This is a genomic window from Epilithonimonas sp. 33E (genome assembly GCF_059372615.1).
On sequence record NZ_CM182009.1, the window covers coordinates 2,500,581 to 2,518,913 of the forward strand.

At 35.5% G+C, this 18,333-nt stretch carries 18 protein-coding genes; 7 read left to right on the top strand and 11 right to left on the bottom strand.

The annotated features are described in order from the left end of the window. Positions 1-148 precede the first annotated feature (148 nt). The 4 genes from AC5P2S_RS11475 to AC5P2S_RS11490 all read left to right on the top strand — a co-directional run bounded on the left by AC5P2S_RS11475 (position 149) and on the right by AC5P2S_RS11490 (position 4,095). The gene (locus AC5P2S_RS11475) at positions 149-826 is read left to right on the top strand and encodes a response regulator transcription factor (protein WP_283418079.1); all 678 of its coding nucleotides are present in this window, start codon (positions 149-151) and stop codon (positions 824-826) included. A 31-nt stretch (positions 827-857) separates the two neighbouring features. Next, positions 858-1,928: a sensor histidine kinase gene (locus tag AC5P2S_RS11480; protein WP_494554932.1), complete on the top strand. Its 1,071-nt coding sequence runs from the start codon at positions 858-860 to the stop codon at positions 1,926-1,928. Between the two features lie 149 nt (positions 1,929-2,077). Continuing rightward, positions 2,078-2,662: an IS1096 element passenger TnpR family protein gene (locus AC5P2S_RS11485; RefSeq protein WP_494554933.1), complete on the top strand. Its 585-nt coding sequence runs from the start codon at positions 2,078-2,080 to the stop codon at positions 2,660-2,662. Positions 2,663-2,751: 89 nt separating this feature from the next. Further along, positions 2,752-4,095, top strand: a complete 1,344-nt coding sequence (locus AC5P2S_RS11490) for an alpha-amylase family glycosyl hydrolase (RefSeq protein ID WP_494554934.1) — start codon at positions 2,752-2,754, stop codon at positions 4,093-4,095. A 103-nt stretch (positions 4,096-4,198) separates the two neighbouring features. Here AC5P2S_RS11490 and AC5P2S_RS11495 read toward each other — a convergent pair whose 3' ends face one another. The 5 genes from AC5P2S_RS11495 to AC5P2S_RS11515 form a co-directional block, all read right to left on the bottom strand. After that, positions 4,199-4,852: an NAD(P)-dependent oxidoreductase gene (locus tag AC5P2S_RS11495; protein WP_494554935.1), complete on the bottom strand. Its 654-nt coding sequence runs from the start codon at positions 4,850-4,852 to the stop codon at positions 4,199-4,201. A 56-nt stretch (positions 4,853-4,908) separates the two neighbouring features. After that, positions 4,909-5,319 carry an Rrf2 family transcriptional regulator gene (locus tag AC5P2S_RS11500; RefSeq protein WP_494554936.1) on the bottom strand — a complete coding sequence of 137 codons (411 nt, stop codon included), beginning with the start codon at positions 5,317-5,319 and terminating at the stop codon, positions 4,909-4,911. Positions 5,320-5,457: 138 nt separating this feature from the next. After that, the gene (locus AC5P2S_RS11505) at positions 5,458-6,924 is read right to left on the bottom strand and encodes a serine hydrolase domain-containing protein (RefSeq protein ID WP_494554937.1); all 1,467 of its coding nucleotides are present in this window, start codon (positions 6,922-6,924) and stop codon (positions 5,458-5,460) included. 86 nt (positions 6,925-7,010) lie between these two features. Next, on the bottom strand, positions 7,011-7,595 hold the full coding sequence (locus tag AC5P2S_RS11510; RefSeq protein WP_494554938.1) for a helix-turn-helix domain-containing protein: 585 nt from the start codon (positions 7,593-7,595) through the stop codon (positions 7,011-7,013). Positions 7,596-7,727: 132 nt separating this feature from the next. Next, entirely contained in the window at positions 7,728-8,870 is a 1,143-nt protein-coding gene (locus AC5P2S_RS11515) for an acyl-CoA dehydrogenase (protein ID WP_120214564.1), read from the bottom strand. Between the two features lie 147 nt (positions 8,871-9,017). Here AC5P2S_RS11515 and AC5P2S_RS11520 point away from each other — a divergent pair, with 147 nt between their 5' ends. From AC5P2S_RS11520 to AC5P2S_RS11530, 3 genes are all read left to right on the top strand, one after another. Beyond that, complete coding sequence (locus tag AC5P2S_RS11520; protein WP_494554939.1) at positions 9,018-10,787, top strand: AMP-dependent synthetase/ligase; 1,770 nt, start codon at positions 9,018-9,020, stop codon at positions 10,785-10,787. Between the two features lie 105 nt (positions 10,788-10,892). Then, the gene (locus tag AC5P2S_RS11525) at positions 10,893-12,650 is read left to right on the top strand and encodes an AMP-dependent synthetase/ligase (protein ID WP_494554940.1); all 1,758 of its coding nucleotides are present in this window, start codon (positions 10,893-10,895) and stop codon (positions 12,648-12,650) included. Between the two features lie 45 nt (positions 12,651-12,695). After that, positions 12,696-12,935 carry a hypothetical protein gene (locus AC5P2S_RS11530; protein ID WP_283418069.1) on the top strand — a complete coding sequence of 80 codons (240 nt, stop codon included), beginning with the start codon at positions 12,696-12,698 and terminating at the stop codon, positions 12,933-12,935. A gap of 31 nt (positions 12,936-12,966) precedes the next feature. Here AC5P2S_RS11530 and AC5P2S_RS11535 read toward each other — a convergent pair whose 3' ends face one another. From AC5P2S_RS11535 to AC5P2S_RS11560, 6 genes are all read right to left on the bottom strand, one after another. Further along, complete coding sequence (locus AC5P2S_RS11535; RefSeq protein WP_494554941.1) at positions 12,967-13,161, bottom strand: hypothetical protein; 195 nt, start codon at positions 13,159-13,161, stop codon at positions 12,967-12,969. A 12-nt stretch (positions 13,162-13,173) separates the two neighbouring features. Beyond that, a complete protein-coding gene (locus tag AC5P2S_RS11540) occupies positions 13,174-13,776 on the bottom strand; it encodes a MarC family protein (protein WP_283418067.1) in 603 nt (200 codons plus the stop codon). A gap of 51 nt (positions 13,777-13,827) precedes the next feature. Next, on the bottom strand, positions 13,828-15,567 hold the full coding sequence (locus AC5P2S_RS11545) for a BatD family protein (RefSeq protein WP_494554942.1): 1,740 nt from the start codon (positions 15,565-15,567) through the stop codon (positions 13,828-13,830). Then, positions 15,568-16,302: a tetratricopeptide repeat protein gene (locus AC5P2S_RS11550; protein WP_283418065.1), complete on the bottom strand. Its 735-nt coding sequence runs from the start codon at positions 16,300-16,302 to the stop codon at positions 15,568-15,570. Positions 16,303-16,562: 260 nt separating this feature from the next. Next, positions 16,563-17,408 (bottom strand): ABC transporter permease, encoded by an 846-nt coding sequence (locus tag AC5P2S_RS11555; protein ID WP_494554943.1) that lies wholly within the window; start codon positions 17,406-17,408, stop codon positions 16,563-16,565. Continuing rightward, a complete protein-coding gene (locus AC5P2S_RS11560) occupies positions 17,405-18,304 on the bottom strand; it encodes an ABC transporter ATP-binding protein (protein WP_494554944.1) in 900 nt (299 codons plus the stop codon). Before AC5P2S_RS11560 ends, AC5P2S_RS11555 begins: the two co-directional genes overlap by 4 nt. Between the last annotated feature and the right edge of the window lie 29 nt (positions 18,305-18,333).

The window sequence follows — 18,333 nt, forward strand, 5'->3', positions numbered from 1 at the left end:
CGCTTATAAAAATAGTTGAATATTAATATCGAAAATTATCCCAAAACCTCGAATAATTGTTTTGTAAATGTTAAATTTATATGAACTTTAAACATTTAGTGATACAGAGTTCATTTTTTTTTAATTTTGGGATAATTAATAAATCGAAATGAATCGTAAAAAAATCCTTTTAATTGATGATGAACAGGACATTCTTGAGATCATCTCTTATAATCTGGAAAAAGAAGGTTATCAGGTTTTTACCGCAAGCAATGGTAACGAAGGAATAGAAAAGGCAAAAGAAATACTGCCGGATCTCATTCTGCTAGATGTTATGATGCCAGAGAAAGATGGTATCGAAACTTGCCAGGATCTTCGCAAAATCAAAGAATTACAAAAGACTTTAATCGTATTTTTATCTGCAAGAAGCGAGGAGTTTTCTCAATTAGCAGGCTATCAGGCGGGCGCTAATGATTATATCGTAAAGCTAATCAAACCAAAAGTTCTGATCTCTAAAGTTGCTGCTCTTTTGCAATTGGGTGCACAATCTCAGGAAAATTCCAATTACATAGAGTTTGGAGATCTTATTATTGACAAAGACAATTTCAAGGTATCAAAAGGAAAAGAAGAATTTCTCCTTCCGAAAAAAGAATTCGATTTGCTTTACTTATTAGCATCTAACACAGAAAAGGTTTTCAAAAGAGAAGAGATCCTGGAAAAGGTCTGGGGAAATGATGTGATTGTAGGAGAAAGAACGATTGACGTTCATATCCGAAGATTGAGAGAAAAATTAGGAATTAACACTATCCAGACGCTCAAGGGAATTGGTTATAAATTAGTAGTTTAAGATTTTCTAAAAAGAAAATCTTTTTTTTGAAATGATAATAAGAAATTCGGTCAAAATCAATTGGTTATCTGTTGCGGCATCACTATCATTGGTGGTTGTTGTAGGCATTGTTGTTGTACTTTTTGAAGTCTATACAGATGATGTTTATTTCAAGACCAAGGATTTCAATTATTTCCTGATCTTCACATTATTACTCGTTTTTATACTGAATTATTTTGTTTTGGAATTTCTTTTTAGTTTTTATAGCAAAAATCAAATCAGACGAATTACAAATATACTTCCTGAGGATATTATCCACGATTTTGACACAGATATCGGTTTCAAAGAACTCGAAGAGAAAGTTCACGAAATGAATCAGAAAAATGCCGAGATCGACATGATGAAGGAAATGGAAAACTACCGCAAAGAATACATAGGTAATGTCTCTCATGAGCTCAAAACACCTTTGTTTTCGATCCAGGGCTATATAGAAACGCTTCGCGATGGTGGCGTAGAAGATCTTAACATTCGCGATAAGTATCTGCAAAGAATTGATAATTCCGTAGAAAGACTTCTGAATATTGTAAAAGATCTGGACATGATCAACCGTTTCGAATCTGGACAGATTGCCTTAAAATACAGTACTTTTGATATCAATAATCTGATCCAGGAAGTTTTTGATCTTTTGGAAATGGAAGCAGAAAAACAATCCATGACCATGCAACTCCAGACAACGCAATCACAGCTTTTTGTATATGCGGATAAGCAAAGAATCTCCCAGGTCTTAATTAATCTGATTTCTAATGCTGTAAAATACGCCAACCGCGAAGAAGCTCAGATCATTGTTTCTACGAGAGAGGGAACAAGGAGTATCCACATCTCTGTAGAAGATAACGGAATGGGAATAAAACCTGAGAATCTCCCAAGAATTTTCGAAAGATTCTACCGCGTAGAAAGCAGCCGAAATAGAAAAGATGGCGGATCCGGATTAGGATTGGCAATTGTAAAGCATATCATGGAAGCTCATAAACAGGGCATTGTAGTGGAAAGCGTTTATCTTTCCGGAACCAAATTCAAATTCAAATTGGAAAAATCGCATTTAGAAAGACTGAGAAAAATATAAATTTCTTAAGCTGGCCGACCAGAATCGGGAAGCGCAAAATTTATAAAAAACTTTTTTGAAAAAAAATTTCCAAGAAACTTTTATGAAATCTCATTTGTTTTATATTTGCAACATTAAGTCGAACTAATAAAGTTAAAGTAAAAGCAACAATGGTTTATAAGATTAGAGTAATTCTAGACGCCAAAGACACAATCTTCCGAGACATCGAAATCAAAGACAAACAAACGCTTTGGAATCTTCATCTGGGTATCAAGAGTGCGTTCAGTTTACCAGGAGAAGAGTTGTCATCTTTTTATTTTTCTGATGATGAGTGGAACGAAGGACAAGCAGTACCTTTGGAAGATATGAGCGATGACGGAGACGGCGAAATCATGTCAGATATCTATCTGAATGAAGGTTTCCAGCAAGTAGGCGCAAAAATGAGATTTCAGTATGGTTTTATTGACCTTTGGGAATTTTTCTGTGAGCTATTAGAAATCAATGACGAAAAGCCTGCCGTTAATTATCCTATTACGGTATACAGATTCGGTAATGTTCCCCTGAAAGCGCCAAGCAAAAATGGTAGCGATAATGGTAAAGGTAAAAAATCTGCAATGCCTTTTATGGATGATGATTTTGGAGACTTTGATGCAGAATTCAAGGAAGAGAATTTTGATGATGAAGATAATGATTATAACGATGACGAAGAAGAAACAGGATATAATGATGTTTTCGAAGAAGACGATGAGGATTAGTGCCGTTTTTATAAAATATTAACAAGCCCGAATTTTTCGGGCTTTTTTATTTTCATTACATTTACAAAATAGACTTTTAAAATTTAGCAATGAAAAAGCTGATTCTTTTACCGGCAATCGCCGCGTTATTATTATCCTGTAAAACCCAGAATCATACTATGGAAAACCCACAAGAATGGAAACGCACGACCAATATCTACGAAGTTAATGTAAGACAATACACACCCGAAGGAACTTTCGCAGCATTTGAAAAAGAACTTCCAAGACTTAAAAAAATGGGCGTTAAGACATTGTGGTTTATGCCAATTACACCTATCGCTCAGCAAAACAAAAAGGGAAGTTTGGGAAGTCCTTATGCGGCTTATGATTATACTACAATCAATCCGGAATACGGAACTTTGGAAAACTTCAAACACCTTGTAGATGAAGCTCATAAGATGGGATTCAAGGTAATTATCGACTGGGTTGCCAATCACACCGGCTGGGATCATGTTTGGACAAAATCTCATCCGGAATGGTATCTGAAAGACGCTGACGGAAGTTTTCATAAAGCTAGCGGAATGGATGACATAATCGAGTTGGATTATACCAACAAAGAAATGCGTCTGGCAATGATAGATGCTATGAAATATTGGGTTAAAGAAACCAATATCGATGGTTTCCGTTGCGATCTTGCAAGCTGGGTAGAAGTTGATTTTTGGCAACAGGCAAGACCTGAAGTGGAGAAACTGAAACCGCTTTTCTTCTTAGGCGAATTTGATGAATTGGAAAATCCTGATTATGGAAAGGTTTTCGATGCCAGTTACAGCTGGAAATGGATGCATCTTTCTCAGGATTTTTATCAGAAACATTTGCCGCTCTCTGATCTTAAAAATCTTTTGGAACAATATTCTAAAATTGGAGATAACTCTATGAGAGCTTGGTTTACAACAAACCATGACGAAAACTCCTGGAACGGAACCGAATATGAAAAATACGGCGATTTTGCACCGGCTTTAGCTGTTTTCTCAGCAACATGGAATGGCGTTCCACTACTCTACTCTGGACAGGAATTGCCGATGAAAACAAAACGTCTGGAGTTTTTCGAAAAAGACCCAATTCCTTGGAATGGAAAATATGAACTGGAAGATTTCTATAAAACTCTTCTGAATCTTAAATCTGAAAATCCAGCCTTAAGAGGTGGCGACCCTGCTGTAACGACTTATTGGATTAACACAACTTCTAACGACAAAGTTTTGGCCTATTTAAGAAAAAATGAAGAACGCGAAGTTTTGGTTTTGATTAATACATCAAAAGATGCTGTTAATTTCAAATTGGAAGATGACAACTCGGTTGGAAGTTATAAGAATGTTTTCACCAATAATAAAGCTGAATTAATCAAAGGTTCGGATGTGAGCTTACCAGCTTACGGATATTTGGTTTATGAGAAGTAGTGCTTTTTAGACTTTAAGATAATAGATGATAGACTTTTGTCATCCTAATAGAAAACCCCTTCAGAGTTTTGAACTCTGAAGGGGTTATTTTTGTGATATAGTATTAATATGCTGCAGTGAAACGCTGTTTAACGAATTTGTTTTGCTCCAACTCGTCCACCAAAGCCACAGCAACGTCTTCCACAGAAAGAATGCTTCTTCCCTCTTCGTTAAAAACTGGATTTTCCAAGGCTGTTCTGTAAGTCCCTTTTCTGATGCCGGCAGTTCCCTGATGCATTTCAATTGCCGGGGAGAAGAATGTCCAGTCCAATGTTTCGTTCTTTTTGATTTCGTCCAAATAATCTCTTGCAGCTGTTGCGCCCGGTTTGATGTCAGCAGGGAAATCCGGACTGTCAACCAACTGTTGCCCATCGATGAACAAACTTCCCGCTCCACCAACGGTAATAAATCTCTTAACGCCTGATTTTTCAACAGCTTTTTCGATGTTTCTGGAACCGTTTAAAAAGTCGTCATAAAGATTTGGATTCGTCCAACCAGCGTTGAAAGTGTTGATAACAGCATCACTTCCTTCCAAAACTTTTGCTAATTCTTCTACATTATTCACATCTGCGCTGGTTGCCGTTACGTTATCTTTCGCTTCTACTTTTGAGCTGTCTCTTGCGATGGCATTTACAGAATAACCTCTGTTTGATAATTCGTTAACAACTTGTTTTCCTACGAAGCCTGTTGCTCCGATTACCGTTACTTTTTTGCTCATAATTTTAAATTTTAATTAATTGTAATATATTTTGTTACATTTTAAGTCAAAAATTTTTAACCGAATTGATTGGTAAAATCTGATAATTTTTTGCCTTTCAAAAACTGGAAAACCAAATCATCTGTTTCACCAAATAAAATATCAAGATTTTTGTTGATGTCTTTCCCCACACTACAAAGCGGGTTCGGATTTTGATTTCTTTTACCGAGAACTTCCGTATTTTTTACTGATTTGTAAATTTCTGAAATGTTGATCTGTTCAGGATTTTTAGCAATTCTCACACCTCCCACTTTTCCCTGTCTGCTTTCTATTAAGCCAGATTTTTTGAGGTTAATCAATTCTTTACGGACAATCACAGGATTCACATTCACACTTCCGGCAATCCAGTCAGATGTCAGCCATTCTTGCGGATCTTTCGCAAGAAGTGTCAAAATATGGATAGCGGTTGCAAATCGTGTGTTGTTCATAACGGTGCAAAGTTAGAATAATTTCTAAATGTAACAAAAATAATTACAATTAAATTTTATTAACTGTAATTATTTTTTTAGACTTCGACAAGTCCTGTTATATTGAGCTTGGCGAAATATTTTTTATTGTAATCAAATTTATTTCGTTTCAATTTCAATAATCTTTTCACCTTTATCACCAAGATACTGTTCAATCAGCTGTCGGTAGATTTTGTAGCCGTCATCTACATTGGTAAAAATAATCAGACCTTGTTTGGTTTTAGGCAAAAGAAAAACAATTGTGTTGACACCTTTGTCCGAACCGCCGTGTGATAAAGCAATTTCGCCATTTCCTAAGTCATAAATTTCAAAGCCAAGTCCGAAATATTTATTCTTTTTGGTTTCAACCTGTTTGGATTTCATCGCTTCAAAAACCGAAGGCGACAACAGTTCATTATTCATAACCGCAACCAGGAATTTTCCGTAATCTTCCACAGTCGTTGTCAAATCATCTGCTGCATTAGCGGTTTTATTCCGCACAATATCATAAGCTTTTCCGTTACTATCATAACCAATCACGATTTTGTCTGCATCTTTTTTTTCATTCCAAATATAACTCGTATCGTTCATTCCCAAAGGCTGGAAAACATATTCTTTAGCCAGTTCTTCCAGACTTTTATGGAATTTATTCTCTATGGCTTTTCTCAGATATTCGAAACCTTCTCCTGAATATTGATATTTTGTTCCTGGCTCAAATTCGAAATTCAATTTATTATCTTTATTCATCCAACGCCAGTTGGGAAATCCTGTCTGATGACTTAATATCAATCTCGTGGTCAGCTTTTTGTGACGGGAATCGTTCGCAATATCCGGGTCAATCCAATAGTTATCAAGCGGTTCATCAAGGTTCCATTCTCCAAGACTTACCAGGCGTAAAACTGTCATTGCTGTCACCGGTTTCGTTAAAGAAGCCACATTGAAAAGACTGTTATAAGCCGCTGACATTTTACCATTCTGAGTTCCGTAAACATTTATGCCTGTTAATTTTTCATCTTCAATCAAACCTAATCCTAAAGTCGGAATGTTATTATCTTTCATCAGTTGCTCAATGCTACTCGCTTTGTCATCCAATTTAGCATCGCCGTGGTCATAACTCAGGATATCGCTCATTATCCAGTTTCCATTTTTCTTGGTCCAAACTGTAGTGAATTTTGCCTGACCACCTAAAGCATCCTGCTTTCCTTTTTCACGGATAAAAAACCGATGCTCTCCGGATTGTATGGCGCCATATAATTCGCCATTATTGTAAAGTGGAAAAACTTCGAGACTGTTTTCAATAACTTTTCGGATAGGCTTTTGATTCGGGTTGCCGCAGATGTTTTGTTTGGTTCTTTCCAAGAATAATTTTTTGTCCTGAAAGCCACCTTTATCGTGATAAAATTTCAAATTATCACCCACTGATTTTTCCAGATAAGCGATATCACAATTATTGAATCCACGTTCAAAAAAAATACTGTCCTGCTTTTTGAGCTCTAGGAACAACGGTGAATTTTTATCAATCTGAGCTTTCAGATTTCCGATAGAAAGGAATAGAAAAAGGAAGATAATTCCGAATTGTTTTGTCATTGTTTTATTTTTGACAAAGGTTCAGAATTAATTGATATTAAGTCAAAAATTGAGCCCGACAATCACCCGACAATTGGCTGACAAGATCATAACAAATTGAAATCCAGATTGTAATAAAGACTTTGTTTTTTATCTAATTGATAAGCATTTCTAAGAATAATAAAAATATTCATTAATGTTAAAGCAATCATTGTTACCATTACTGACGCTTTACCAAGCTTTAAAATCACAACTAACATAAAAATAATTGGAGCAATAACAGCTAAAATAATTTGAAGCGAAATGATTTGTTTGACAAGTGGAGATTTCTGTTTTGAAATCAACATTATCAATAATGGAGGTAGAAAATTGGCTATCGGAAACCAACATAACGGAAGTGAAGATAGATTGATGATTTTGATTAAAGTCAAATTTTCAATCGTTTCATTTTCTATTGGTAAAACAGGTTCTTCAACAATTGGATTTTCTACAACAACTTCTGTCAGAATAATCGGCGTCAATAAATCCTTTTCAGAAACATCCAGACTTGAAGCCAAAGTTTTCAAAGTATAACCTTTCGGTTCAGTCCCGGCTTCGATACGTTGAATGGTTCTTACAGAAAGCCCCGACTTTTCAGCCAGTTCTTCCTGAGTCAGATTTTGTTTTTCCCTGATTTTCTTTAATTCCGACATCTGATTATAAATGATGAGCGATAAATGATTATTGATTTTGAAACAAATTTACAGAATCCGAAGTTTTAATTCTTAATTCAACAAAAAACCTTTCTGAAAATAGAAAGGTTTAGTATTTAGATAAATTTCAAATTATTTCTTTGCGATTGACCTGGAAATCACAATTTTCTGAATCTCCGAAGTTCCTTCGTAGATTTGAGTGATTTTGGCATCACGCATCATTCTTTCAACGTGATATTCTTTCACATAACCGTAACCTCCATGGATTTGAACCGCCTCTATCGTTGTATCCATGGCTACCTGAGAAGCATATAATTTTGCCATTGCGCCGCTTTCTGAGATATCTTTACCTTCATCTTTTTCTGCAGCTGCTTTGTAAATCAGCATTCTCGCCGCCATAATACTTGTGTGCATATCTGCCAATTTGAATGCAATTGCCTGGTGATTGATGATTTCTGTCCCGAAAGATTTTCTTTCTTTCGCATATTTCAAAGACAGTTCGTAAGCGCCGGAAGCAATACCTAAAGCCTGAGAAGCAATCCCGATTCTACCGCCATTCAAAACGGCCATTGCAAAATTGAACCCAAAACCGTCTTCCCCGATTCTGTTTTCTTTAGGAACTTTCACGTCAGTAAACATCAAAGAATGCGTATCACTTCCACGGATTCCCAATTTATCTTCTTTCTTTCCAACAACAAAACCTTCCCAACCTTTTTCTACAATAAAAGCATTAATACCTTTATGTTTTTTCTCAGGATTGGTTTGAGCGATTACAATATAATAAGTCGCATTTCCACCATTGGTAATCCAGTTTTTGGTTCCGTTCAACAAGTAGTAATCACCTTTATCCTCGGCTGTTGTTGACTGAGAAGTAGCATCAGAACCAGCTTCTGGCTCAGACAAAGCAAAAGCGCCAATCACTTCGCCACTCGCCAGCGGTTTCAGATATTTCATTTTTTGCTCTTCATTACAGAATTTTTCCAAACCTGCACATACCAGAGAGTTATTCACCGACATTACAACCGCTGCAGAAGCATCAACTTTAGCAATCTCTTCCATTGCCAAAACATAAGAAACACTATCCAGACCAGCACCACCGTATTTTGGGTCAACCATCATCCCGAGAAATCCCATTTCTCCCATTTTTTTAACTGCGTCGTGCGGAAACTTTTGTTGGTCATCTCGTTCTATAACGCCCGGCAAAAGTTCTGCTTGTGCAAAATCTCTTGCGGCTTGCTGAATCATCTGTTGCTCTTCTGTAAGATTGAAATCCATATGTTTTTGATTAAATTTTTCGTCCGTAAATTTAAACTTTTTGAGAAAATTTCAAAGGAAATTATAACATTTTGTTATCTTGGAAAAAAAAATTATATTTACGATAATGTAAACTCAATTTTAATAATATATTAATAAGGATATTTTATGAACGTTAAAAGAATATTTGACTTTTCCGCTTTGGCGATGGAAAAATTTCCGAAAGAAGATTGTCTTGTGACAAAAAAAAATGGAAATTGGAATAAAACATCTACGCTTGAGTTTATCAATCAGGGGAATAAGATTTCCAGAGGACTTCTGAAGCTGGGGATTAAACCAGGAGATAAAATAGGACTCATCACTTCTAACAACAGAACCGAATGGGCAGTGATGGACTTGGGGATCTCACAAATCGGAGTGGTTACAGTTCCCGTCTATCCTACAATTTCTGAGGAAGATTATGTTTATATTTTTAATAATTCCGAAATCAAATATTGTTTTGTTTCCGATGCCGAACTTTACAAAAAACTAACCAATGCAAAACCCAATATTCCTTCATTAGCCGGGATTTTTACTTTTGATGATGTAGATGGCGCACCAAACTGGAACGAGATTCTTGATCTTGGCGAAAATGACGCGACACAAATTGAAGTGGATGATTTGGCAAGAGCTATCAATCCTGAAGATTTGGCGACGATTATATATACTTCCGGAACAACCGGCAAACCGAAAGGTGTCCAGCTAACCCATAATAATCTGGTTTCTAACGTGACTGCAAGTACACCGAGAATACCAAAAGAAAAAGGATTGGACTATAAAGAAGTAAAAGCGTTGAGTTTCCTTCCGATTTGCCACGTTTTCGAAAGAATGATTTTTTATCTCTATCTAAGTAATGGGATTTCCATTTATTTCGCTGAAAGCATTGAGAAAATTGGTGAAAATGTCAAAGAAGTGAAACCTCAATATATGACGGTTGTCCCAAGACTGGTTGAAAAAGTTTACGATTCAATTTATAATAAAGGAACAGCTGCAGGCGGGTTAAAATCGAAAATTTTCCTTTGGTCATTAGGAATCGCAGAGAATTACGAATTAGGGAAACCAAAATCCTTTATGCACACGATTGCTGACAAACTGGTTTTCAAAAAATGGAGAGAAGGTCTGGGCGGAAATCTGATCACATTGGTTTCCGGTTCTGCTGCTTTGTCAAAACGTTTAAATACAATGTTCCACGCAGCAGGAATTCCGATTTTGGAAGGTTACGGATTGACAGAAACTTCGCCGGTAATTTCGGTGAACAGCTTTGGAAAAGTTAAGGTTGGTTCCGTTGGAATTCCTTTGGAAAATGTCAAAGTTAAAATTGAATCCGATGGCGAAATCGTAGTAAAAGGACCTTCTGTTTTTGAAGGTTATTACCGTGATGAGGAAAAGACAAAAGAAGCGTTTACCGATGACGGCTATTTCAGAACAGGTGACATCGGACATCTGGATGAAGATAATTTCCTTTTCATTACAGACAGAAAGAAGGAAATGTTCAAAACTTCAGGAGGCAAATTTGTTGCGCCGCAGGTCATTGAAAATCTAGCCAAAGCATCCAAATTTATTGAGCAGATTATGGTTGTTGGCGATGGTGAAAAAATGCCTTGTGCATTGATACAGCCGGATTTTGCTTATGTCAAAAACTGGGCGGAACTTCACAATGTTAAAATCATCGATTCACCAAAAGAAATTGCGGCCAATCCTGCCGTTAAATCAAGAATCGAGAAAGAAATTGAAAAAATAAACCAGCATCTTGGAAAATGGGAACAGATCAAGAAAATTGAACTAACTCCAAAAGTCTGGACAATTGATGACGGGCTGCTGACACCAACACTTAAACTGAAAAGAAAAGCGATTAAAGCAGAATTTCAGGATTTATATGACAGAATGTATAAAGAATAAACCGAAGCTATCCAATGGATAGCTTTTTTTATGCAAATATTAACATTCGGGAAGTTCATATTTATTTATATTTGCGCTAAACGGAAGTTTAAAATATAACAATCAATGGAAGTAAAAAGGATTTTCGATATTCTTTACTATTCGAAAGCTAATTTCGAAAAAAATGATTTTGTCTGTGATAAAAGAAACGGGAAATGGGAAAAGATATCAACAGAAAAATACATCGAAATTACTAATCAGTTATCAAGAGCATTATTAAAATATGGTCTCAAAAAAGGTGATAAAATAGGTCTTATATCCTCCAACAACAGAGTGGAATGGTGTTTTTTTGACCAGGCCGCTTTGCAGGTCGGTTTGGTTACGGTTCCTATTTATCCTTCGATTTCTGGTGAAGACTGTGTTTATAATCTGGAAAACTCCGATTCGAAAATCTGTATCGTTTCCGATGAAAAATTATTTGATAAAATCAATTTAATAAAAAATCAATTACCCGATTTGCAGGAGATTTTCACCTTTGATAAAGTCAGTAATGCTAAGAATTGGAAAGAACTTTTAGAATTAGGAAAAGAAACCGATAATCAACAGGAAGTCGATTCGATAAAAAATTCGATTTCTGAGAATGAACTGGCTTCGATCATTTACACTTCCGGAACCACCGGCAAACCAAAAGGCGTGATGCTGACACACAAAAATATAGTTTCCGATGTCTTAGGATGCGAAGACAGAGTGCCTTACAAAGATTCAAAAAACAGAGCTTTGAGCTTTCTTCCGCTTTGCCACGTTTACGAAAGAATGGTTTTGTATCTTTTTATGACCAATGGCATCTCGATGTATTTTGCAGAAAGTAACGAAAAGCTCAGCGACAATCTGAAAGAAGTGAAACCACAATATATGACCGTTGTTCCAAGAATGGTAGAAAAGGTTTACGACGCGATTTACAAAAGAGGAACGGAAGCCGGCGGCATCAAATCCAGGATATTTCTCTGGTCTCTTAAAGTCGCTGAAAAATATAAAATCGGTGATTCAAAATCTTTGGCTCATATCATTGCGGACAAATTGGTTTTCAGCAAATGGCGAGAAGGTCTTGGTGGTAACATTATCACATTGGTTTCCGGTTCGGCGGCTCTGTCCAAACGATTGAACACGATGTTTCACGCAGCAGGAATTCCGATTCTGGAAGGTTACGGTTTAACAGAAACCTCGCCTGTAATGGCTGTGAACAGTTTCGGATTCACTAAAATCGGTTCGGTTGGAAGGCCTATCAAAAATATCGATGTGAAAATCCAGGAAGATGGTGAAATAACCGTAAAAGGCCCGACTGTGACACAAGGTTACTATAAAGATGAGGAAAAAACCAAAGAAGCTTTCACGGAAGACGGTTATTTCAAAACGGGTGATATCGGAATGCTGGATGAAGATAATTTCCTTTTCATTACCGACAGGAAGAAAGAGATGTTCAAAACTTCCGGCGGGAAATATGTTGCACCTCAGGTGATTGAGAATCTTGCGAAAGCTTCACAATTTATTGAACAAATAATGGTAGTTGGCGATGGCGAAAAAATGCCGACAGCTTTGGTTCAGCCCGATTTCGAATTTGCAAAAAACTGGGCTGTTAAAAATAATATCAGTATTGGAAGTTCTCCGGAAGAAATTGCCAATTCCAAAGAACTGAAGGCTGAAATCGAGAAAGAATTATCGAAAATCAATGCTCATCTAGGCAAATGGGAACAGGTGAAAAAAATAGAATTAACACCTGAAATATGGACTGAAGATAACGGCTTGCTCACACCTACTCTAAAATTGAAAAGAAAAGTCATCAAAGAACATTTTATCAAATTGTACGATAAACTCTATGACAGATAGTTTGTGTTGAAGCGTTTTTAGAGTTTTAGAGAGATTAAAAATATTATGATTATTACCAGAACAGAATTAATAAAAATCTGTGACAAATTTCTTGCCGACGAGTTGAGTAAAGACGAACTTATTCATTTTGCAACAACGGTGATGTTTGATGATGAAGATAAATATGAATGTGAAGATGAACTGGTGGAAGAAATTCTTTCGCAATGGGATAATACACAAACTCAATCAAAAATCAATATAACAAGTATCCGGTTTTTAAGAAACGCACTTTCAGAAATTGAATAAAAAAATGCTTCAGAAATCTGAAGCGTTTTTTTTATTTTTTATCTGCTAACTTACTCCAGGTATGCAGAATATAAACGACAATGATTCCTAAAATTCCTGAGGAAATAGAGAATATGAATTTTGTATTTTCATCATCAAAAAATCCTGCTCTCCAATCGATGGCGTAGAAACTTATACCAATAAAAATAATAAAAAGGATCAAGAATACTTTATAAAATGTCTTCATTTTTCAATCTGATTAAAAGTGAATATAATTCTGAAACAGTTGTGCAAAGTTAGCAGTAAATAATTTAATAGAGATGGCTAAAAGCACAATTCCGAAAACTTTTTGTAAAACCTGCAAAGAACCTTCGCCCATTTTTCTTTCGATCCAAGGTGCCAGTCTCAAAACGATGTAAACCAAAATTGTGTTAAGGACAATGCCGCAGATGATATTAATATCATGATATTCTGCTCTCAGAGATAAAGTTGTGGTCAATGTTCCGGCTCCGGCAATTAGAGGGAATGCAATAGGAACAATGGATGCAGCTTGCGGCTGGTTGGTTTTATGAATTTCTATTCCCAATATCATTTCGATAGCAATAATGAAGATTACAAAAGCTCCGGCAATCGCAAATGAATTGACATCCACACCTATAAATTTCAAAATGTTATTTCCGATAAAAAGAAAAGAGATCATCAATAAGCCTGCAACGATAGCCGCTTTTTCTGACTCGATTCTTCCAAATTTTTGTCGTAATGAAACAATAATCGGGACAGAGCCTAAAATGTCAATAACTGCAAACAAAACCATAAACGCGGTCATTGTTTCTTTGATAGAAAATTCTTCCAGGAATTCCATAACTTTATTTTTAAAGATTTCGCAAAAATATAAATTATTTTTGAAAAATCCTTAAAGTAATTTATAAACCTCTTTGATATCGTCTAAAATCTCAGCTTGTTTTTCTTTTGTAGAAAACGGTGAAAACTTTTCAATATTCACTTCGGTAATCAACTGGTTATATTTTTCATAAATACTAAGGCCGAAGTTAGCTTTCAAATACTCAGAAAAAGTCGATGAATAATGATCCTGGCAATATTGATCTGCATCTGTTTTTAATTCTTCGAAAGCCTGGAAAAATTGAGAAGCATCCTCTCCATTCAATCTGTTGTGCAAATAATTAAAATAAGAATCTGTGTCAAATTTTTTCTTATTTCTCAACAGCTCTTCTGTCTCCTCAATATTAATGATCGGTTGATGAGCAACAGTTTTTTTCTCTAATTCCGATTTCTTTTTTTCTTTGCGTCGTTTATTAAAATAAATAAATACAATTGCACCAAAAGCAATAATCAGCAGATTACCAAAAATCCCTAACCAATTGAAAGATTTATGTTCTTTAATTTTAAGTTTCTGTGTACTCATAACCGGTGAGTCTACTTTTTCCAATACATTATTAGTATATTCATTCACCTTCTGCAAAGTTGATTTTGCATTAGCAATGTCCTGAGCATTGACTGCATTAAGTGCTAAAAATTTGGAACCAATCTCTATATATTTTTCTTGCTTTGGATCAAAGTATGAAAAATCCTCTGTTGAGATTCTGATGTCACCGCGTTTTTTTGGAATAATAACATATTGCGCTTCAACCTCACCTTCTATTCCTTCTGTCGTAGCAATAGAATTGTTAATAATTTTGGGTTCGAAAGTCTCATAATCGGAAGAAGGCAAAATTTTAGGCAGAATTGACGGAGACAAATTTCCATTACCTTTGATTTTCACTGCTACATTAAAAGCCTTATTGATCTCAAAGTTTTCTTTATTTTTATCAATAAGTTCAATTTTGGCTTCGAATTTCCCAACTGCATTATTGAAACTCTCGGGCGCGCCTTCCGGAAGTTTCTTTACATTAATTTTAACTTTGTTGGAAGTAAGCATGTTTTTGTGATTGGAAAGAGGAACTTCTGCCGGCGGAATATCTAAAACTCCCACGGTTTTCGGAACAATGACAAACATTGCTACAACCTGAGAAGAAAAATCATTGTCTGTTTCTTCTATCGATTCATCAACATTGGCAATGGATCTTATTACAAAGTTTTTTGTATGCTCAAATTTTGCAGGTTCTAAGTGCCTGAAACCGGAAATATTTCTGGAAAATGCCTTCAGTACAGCAATGACAGGTTCATTTTTGTAAACATCCCTATCAGCAACCTGCATATTGACATACATATTTTTGGAAAGATTATTAACAGTTGCCAGAGCTTTTTTCTCCGGCTCTTTCACAATAATATCAATAGGTTCGGTCTTATAAACTTTCCCATTAACTTTAACCAAAGCAGATCCAACACGCAGACTTCCAGCTTGTTTTGGATCAAGTGATACCTGGCATACAATCTGGTTGATTCTTATTTTTTTTACAGGATCTATAAATGTGCTCTGCTCAGACGAAACAGCAAAATCAAATTTTGACAAATCAGGAAGTTTGATAGGCGTTTCCATAGCCAGATCTTCCCCGAATATTTCCAGTACAACCGTAAAAACAAAAGGATTATTTACACGTGCTTCTTTGGTATTAACCTCAGAATAAAGATTAACCTGAGCAAACGAATAAACCGATGCTAAAAGGAATAATATGTATAAATTTTTTCTTATCATTTACCAATCCTTTTCGTTGCTTTGCGGCATCGAATTGGCTTTTTTGTTTAATATTCTTCTTGCAGTCTCTCTTTCGCGGTTTTCTATATCGCGCAAAATCATTTTCTCTGCTTCTTCCGGAATTTTATTTTCCTGTTTCTTAGGCTCATTAGGTTTTCCCTGACTTTCGCCTTTTTTCTGGTCGCCCTGTCCGTTTTGCTGATTTTTGTTTTGATCACCTTTTCCGGACTGATCTTTATTTTTTTGATCCTTACCTTCTCCTTTCCCCTTATTTTGATCCTGCTTTTGCTTTTCTTTTTTCTCTTTATCCTTCAGCATTGCAATCTCATAATTCTTTCTGACAGTCTCATTGTAAGGATCCTGCTTCAAAGACTGTTTGTAATAATCCGCCGCTTTTTCCGGATTATTGGACTGCATCGATACATTCCCAAGATTATAAAGTGCAGCAGCTTTCTCATACTTACTTTTAGTCAGTGTTACGGATTTTTGATATTCTGCAGCAGCCTCTTCATATTTCTTACTTTTGTAAAGCGCATTTCCAAGATTATAATGCGCTGTGTAATTTCCGTTTTTTACTGCAATAGCTTCAACATACTTGCTTGAAGAAGCATCATATTCTTTGGCATCAAATTTTTTATTACCTTCATAAACCAGAGCATTATAACTCTTCTGTGCAATCAAGAATTGCGAAGAAAAAACAAGGCTTAATACAAGTAATAAAAATCTAAAATCCATTATTGCAAAATTATCCGTTTTATTGTTAAAATCAATACATTAAAAGTTAAAATTGGGTTAAAAAAACATGTCATAAACGCCCTTGAATAAGGCATTTTGTAGATTTTTATCTACAAATAAAAATAAAAAATCATTGATATTTTTACCAATGATTTCTGAATTCACTAAAAAAAACGAATTTAAATTATTAAAATTTACTTTAAATAAAATTAATAAAAACCTATATTACAAAATATTATAAGTTTTATTTGAATTAAATTCTACCAATCTTTCTTTTTAAGAATCCAGTAACTGCCTACAATAAAAACCGTAGCCCAGATCAAACATGCAATGACACTTTCCCAAGGGTAAACAAATTTAAATTCGATGCCAAATATCTGAGCCAGTTTTGTTCTCACTAGCGGCGAAGGAATTAGTCTGGACATACTTTCCAGCGGCAGAAAATCAGAATAGAAAGTATGTGTATTCAAAAGTCTTTCGCGTTCGATATCGTTAACATTTTTAATAATGCTAATATGCTCTATTCCACCAATAATTTTCTCAGCAAACCACACCATAAAAAAGCCAAGAAACACAAATATCGACTTCCTGAACAAAACGGATAAAAACATCAGAAAAGAGAAGAATGTAAACAGCTTCAGAAAATAATTGAAAACAAAATACACTTCTTTAAAAATCAAATGACTATCCTGTGTTGTAGAATAACTTTTCCCTAAAATAAAAGCTATCACAAAAACCAGAAATGTAGAAAAAGTTGTAAAAACGAGAATTGTCAGCAATTTGGAAGCAATAAATTCTTCCTTACTCAATCCGTCAATCACATTCTGCTTAAACATCCTGTTATTGAACTCCTGACAGATTGAAAAGACAATAATACAGCCAAGGAAGACCTTCAACAATGCAACCGTATAAGTCGTAAAATTCCACACACCGGGAAAATCGTACATGCCCTGCTCTTTGAGATTGATTGTTTGTCCAAAAATATCAAAATCAATTAGCCCGATGAACAAAAGGACTACAAGAATGACAAAATATAAACCCGCAAATACCTTAAATGGTACATAATTGAGGTTTTTGAGATATTCTAATTTTAAAAGGCGTATCATAAGTTGTTTTGTTTTACAAGTTCCAGGAATTGAGTTTCAAGGCTTTCTCTTTTCTTCTGAAGATGAGAAAGCGAAATCCCATTTTCAAATAGTTTTTTATTAAGTTCCGATGCAGATATATCTGTAGAAATCTGAGCAATAATCAGATGATCCATTTCTTTTACTGATGAGAAAATCCCAAAAGATTCCAGCACGGAAACAAGCTCCATAATGTTATCCGCTTTCAGCTCAAAAAAACCTTTTGTATTGCTCATGGCATCAACGGAACCTGAGTAGATCGCAGTTCCCTGTTTCAGGACAATCACATGAGAACAGATTTTCTCGATCTCATCCAGAAGATGACTCGCCACAATAATTGTTGTTCCGGATTTAGCAATCTTGTTGATGATTTCTCTGATTTGAATTATTCCTTCGGGATCAAGACCGTTGGTTGGTTCATCTAAAATCAGAACTTCCGGATTAGCCAACAAAGCAGACGCAATTGCAAGCCGCTGTTTCATTCCCAGAGAATAAGTTTTAAACGCATCTTTTTTTCTGTCCAGAAGATTAACCACTTCCAAAACGGCATCAATTCTACTTTTAGGAGCACCTTTGATTTCGGCAACGATTTCAAGATTTTTTTCGGCACTCAGATAAGGATAGAAATTGGGCTGTTCTATAATGGCGCCGATTCTTTTGAGTGTGTTCGTATCTGTTCCTTCTTTTCCAAACCATTTCCAGCTACCGGAAGTTGGATTGATTGTAGACAGCAACATCCCGAAAGTGGTTGATTTTCCACTACCATTTGGTCCCAAAAGACCATAAACATTACCTTTTTCTACATCGAAGGAAATATTATTAACCGCAATGTGTTTAAACTTTTTGGTCAGGTTTTTTACTTCCAAGATTTTTTCCATAGAATATTTTATATAAAAGTCTTATAACC

Coding starts and splice junctions, on each gene's coding strand:
- AC5P2S_RS11475 (WP_283418079.1), top strand. CDS start 149: ATGAATCGTAAAAAAATCCTTTTAATTGATGATGAACAGGACATTCTT.
- AC5P2S_RS11480 (WP_494554932.1), top strand. CDS start 858: ATGATAATAAGAAATTCGGTCAAAATCAATTGGTTATCTGTTGCGGCA.
- AC5P2S_RS11485 (WP_494554933.1), top strand. CDS start 2,078: ATGGTTTATAAGATTAGAGTAATTCTAGACGCCAAAGACACAATCTTC.
- AC5P2S_RS11490 (WP_494554934.1), top strand. CDS start 2,752: ATGAAAAAGCTGATTCTTTTACCGGCAATCGCCGCGTTATTATTATCC.
- AC5P2S_RS11495 (WP_494554935.1), bottom strand. CDS start 4,852: ATGAGCAAAAAAGTAACGGTAATCGGAGCAACAGGCTTCGTAGGAAAA.
- AC5P2S_RS11500 (WP_494554936.1), bottom strand. CDS start 5,319: ATGAACAACACACGATTTGCAACCGCTATCCATATTTTGACACTTCTT.
- AC5P2S_RS11505 (WP_494554937.1), bottom strand. CDS start 6,924: ATGACAAAACAATTCGGAATTATCTTCCTTTTTCTATTCCTTTCTATC.
- AC5P2S_RS11510 (WP_494554938.1), bottom strand. CDS start 7,595: ATGTCGGAATTAAAGAAAATCAGGGAAAAACAAAATCTGACTCAGGAA.
- AC5P2S_RS11515 (WP_120214564.1), bottom strand. CDS start 8,870: ATGGATTTCAATCTTACAGAAGAGCAACAGATGATTCAGCAAGCCGCA.
- AC5P2S_RS11520 (WP_494554939.1), top strand. CDS start 9,018: ATGAACGTTAAAAGAATATTTGACTTTTCCGCTTTGGCGATGGAAAAA.
- AC5P2S_RS11525 (WP_494554940.1), top strand. CDS start 10,893: ATGGAAGTAAAAAGGATTTTCGATATTCTTTACTATTCGAAAGCTAAT.
- AC5P2S_RS11530 (WP_283418069.1), top strand. CDS start 12,696: ATGATTATTACCAGAACAGAATTAATAAAAATCTGTGACAAATTTCTT.
- AC5P2S_RS11535 (WP_494554941.1), bottom strand. CDS start 13,161: ATGAAGACATTTTATAAAGTATTCTTGATCCTTTTTATTATTTTTATT.
- AC5P2S_RS11540 (WP_283418067.1), bottom strand. CDS start 13,776: ATGGAATTCCTGGAAGAATTTTCTATCAAAGAAACAATGACCGCGTTT.
- AC5P2S_RS11545 (WP_494554942.1), bottom strand. CDS start 15,567: ATGATAAGAAAAAATTTATACATATTATTCCTTTTAGCATCGGTTTAT.
- AC5P2S_RS11550 (WP_283418065.1), bottom strand. CDS start 16,302: ATGGATTTTAGATTTTTATTACTTGTATTAAGCCTTGTTTTTTCTTCG.
- AC5P2S_RS11555 (WP_494554943.1), bottom strand. CDS start 17,408: ATGATACGCCTTTTAAAATTAGAATATCTCAAAAACCTCAATTATGTA.
- AC5P2S_RS11560 (WP_494554944.1), bottom strand. CDS start 18,304: ATGGAAAAAATCTTGGAAGTAAAAAACCTGACCAAAAAGTTTAAACAC.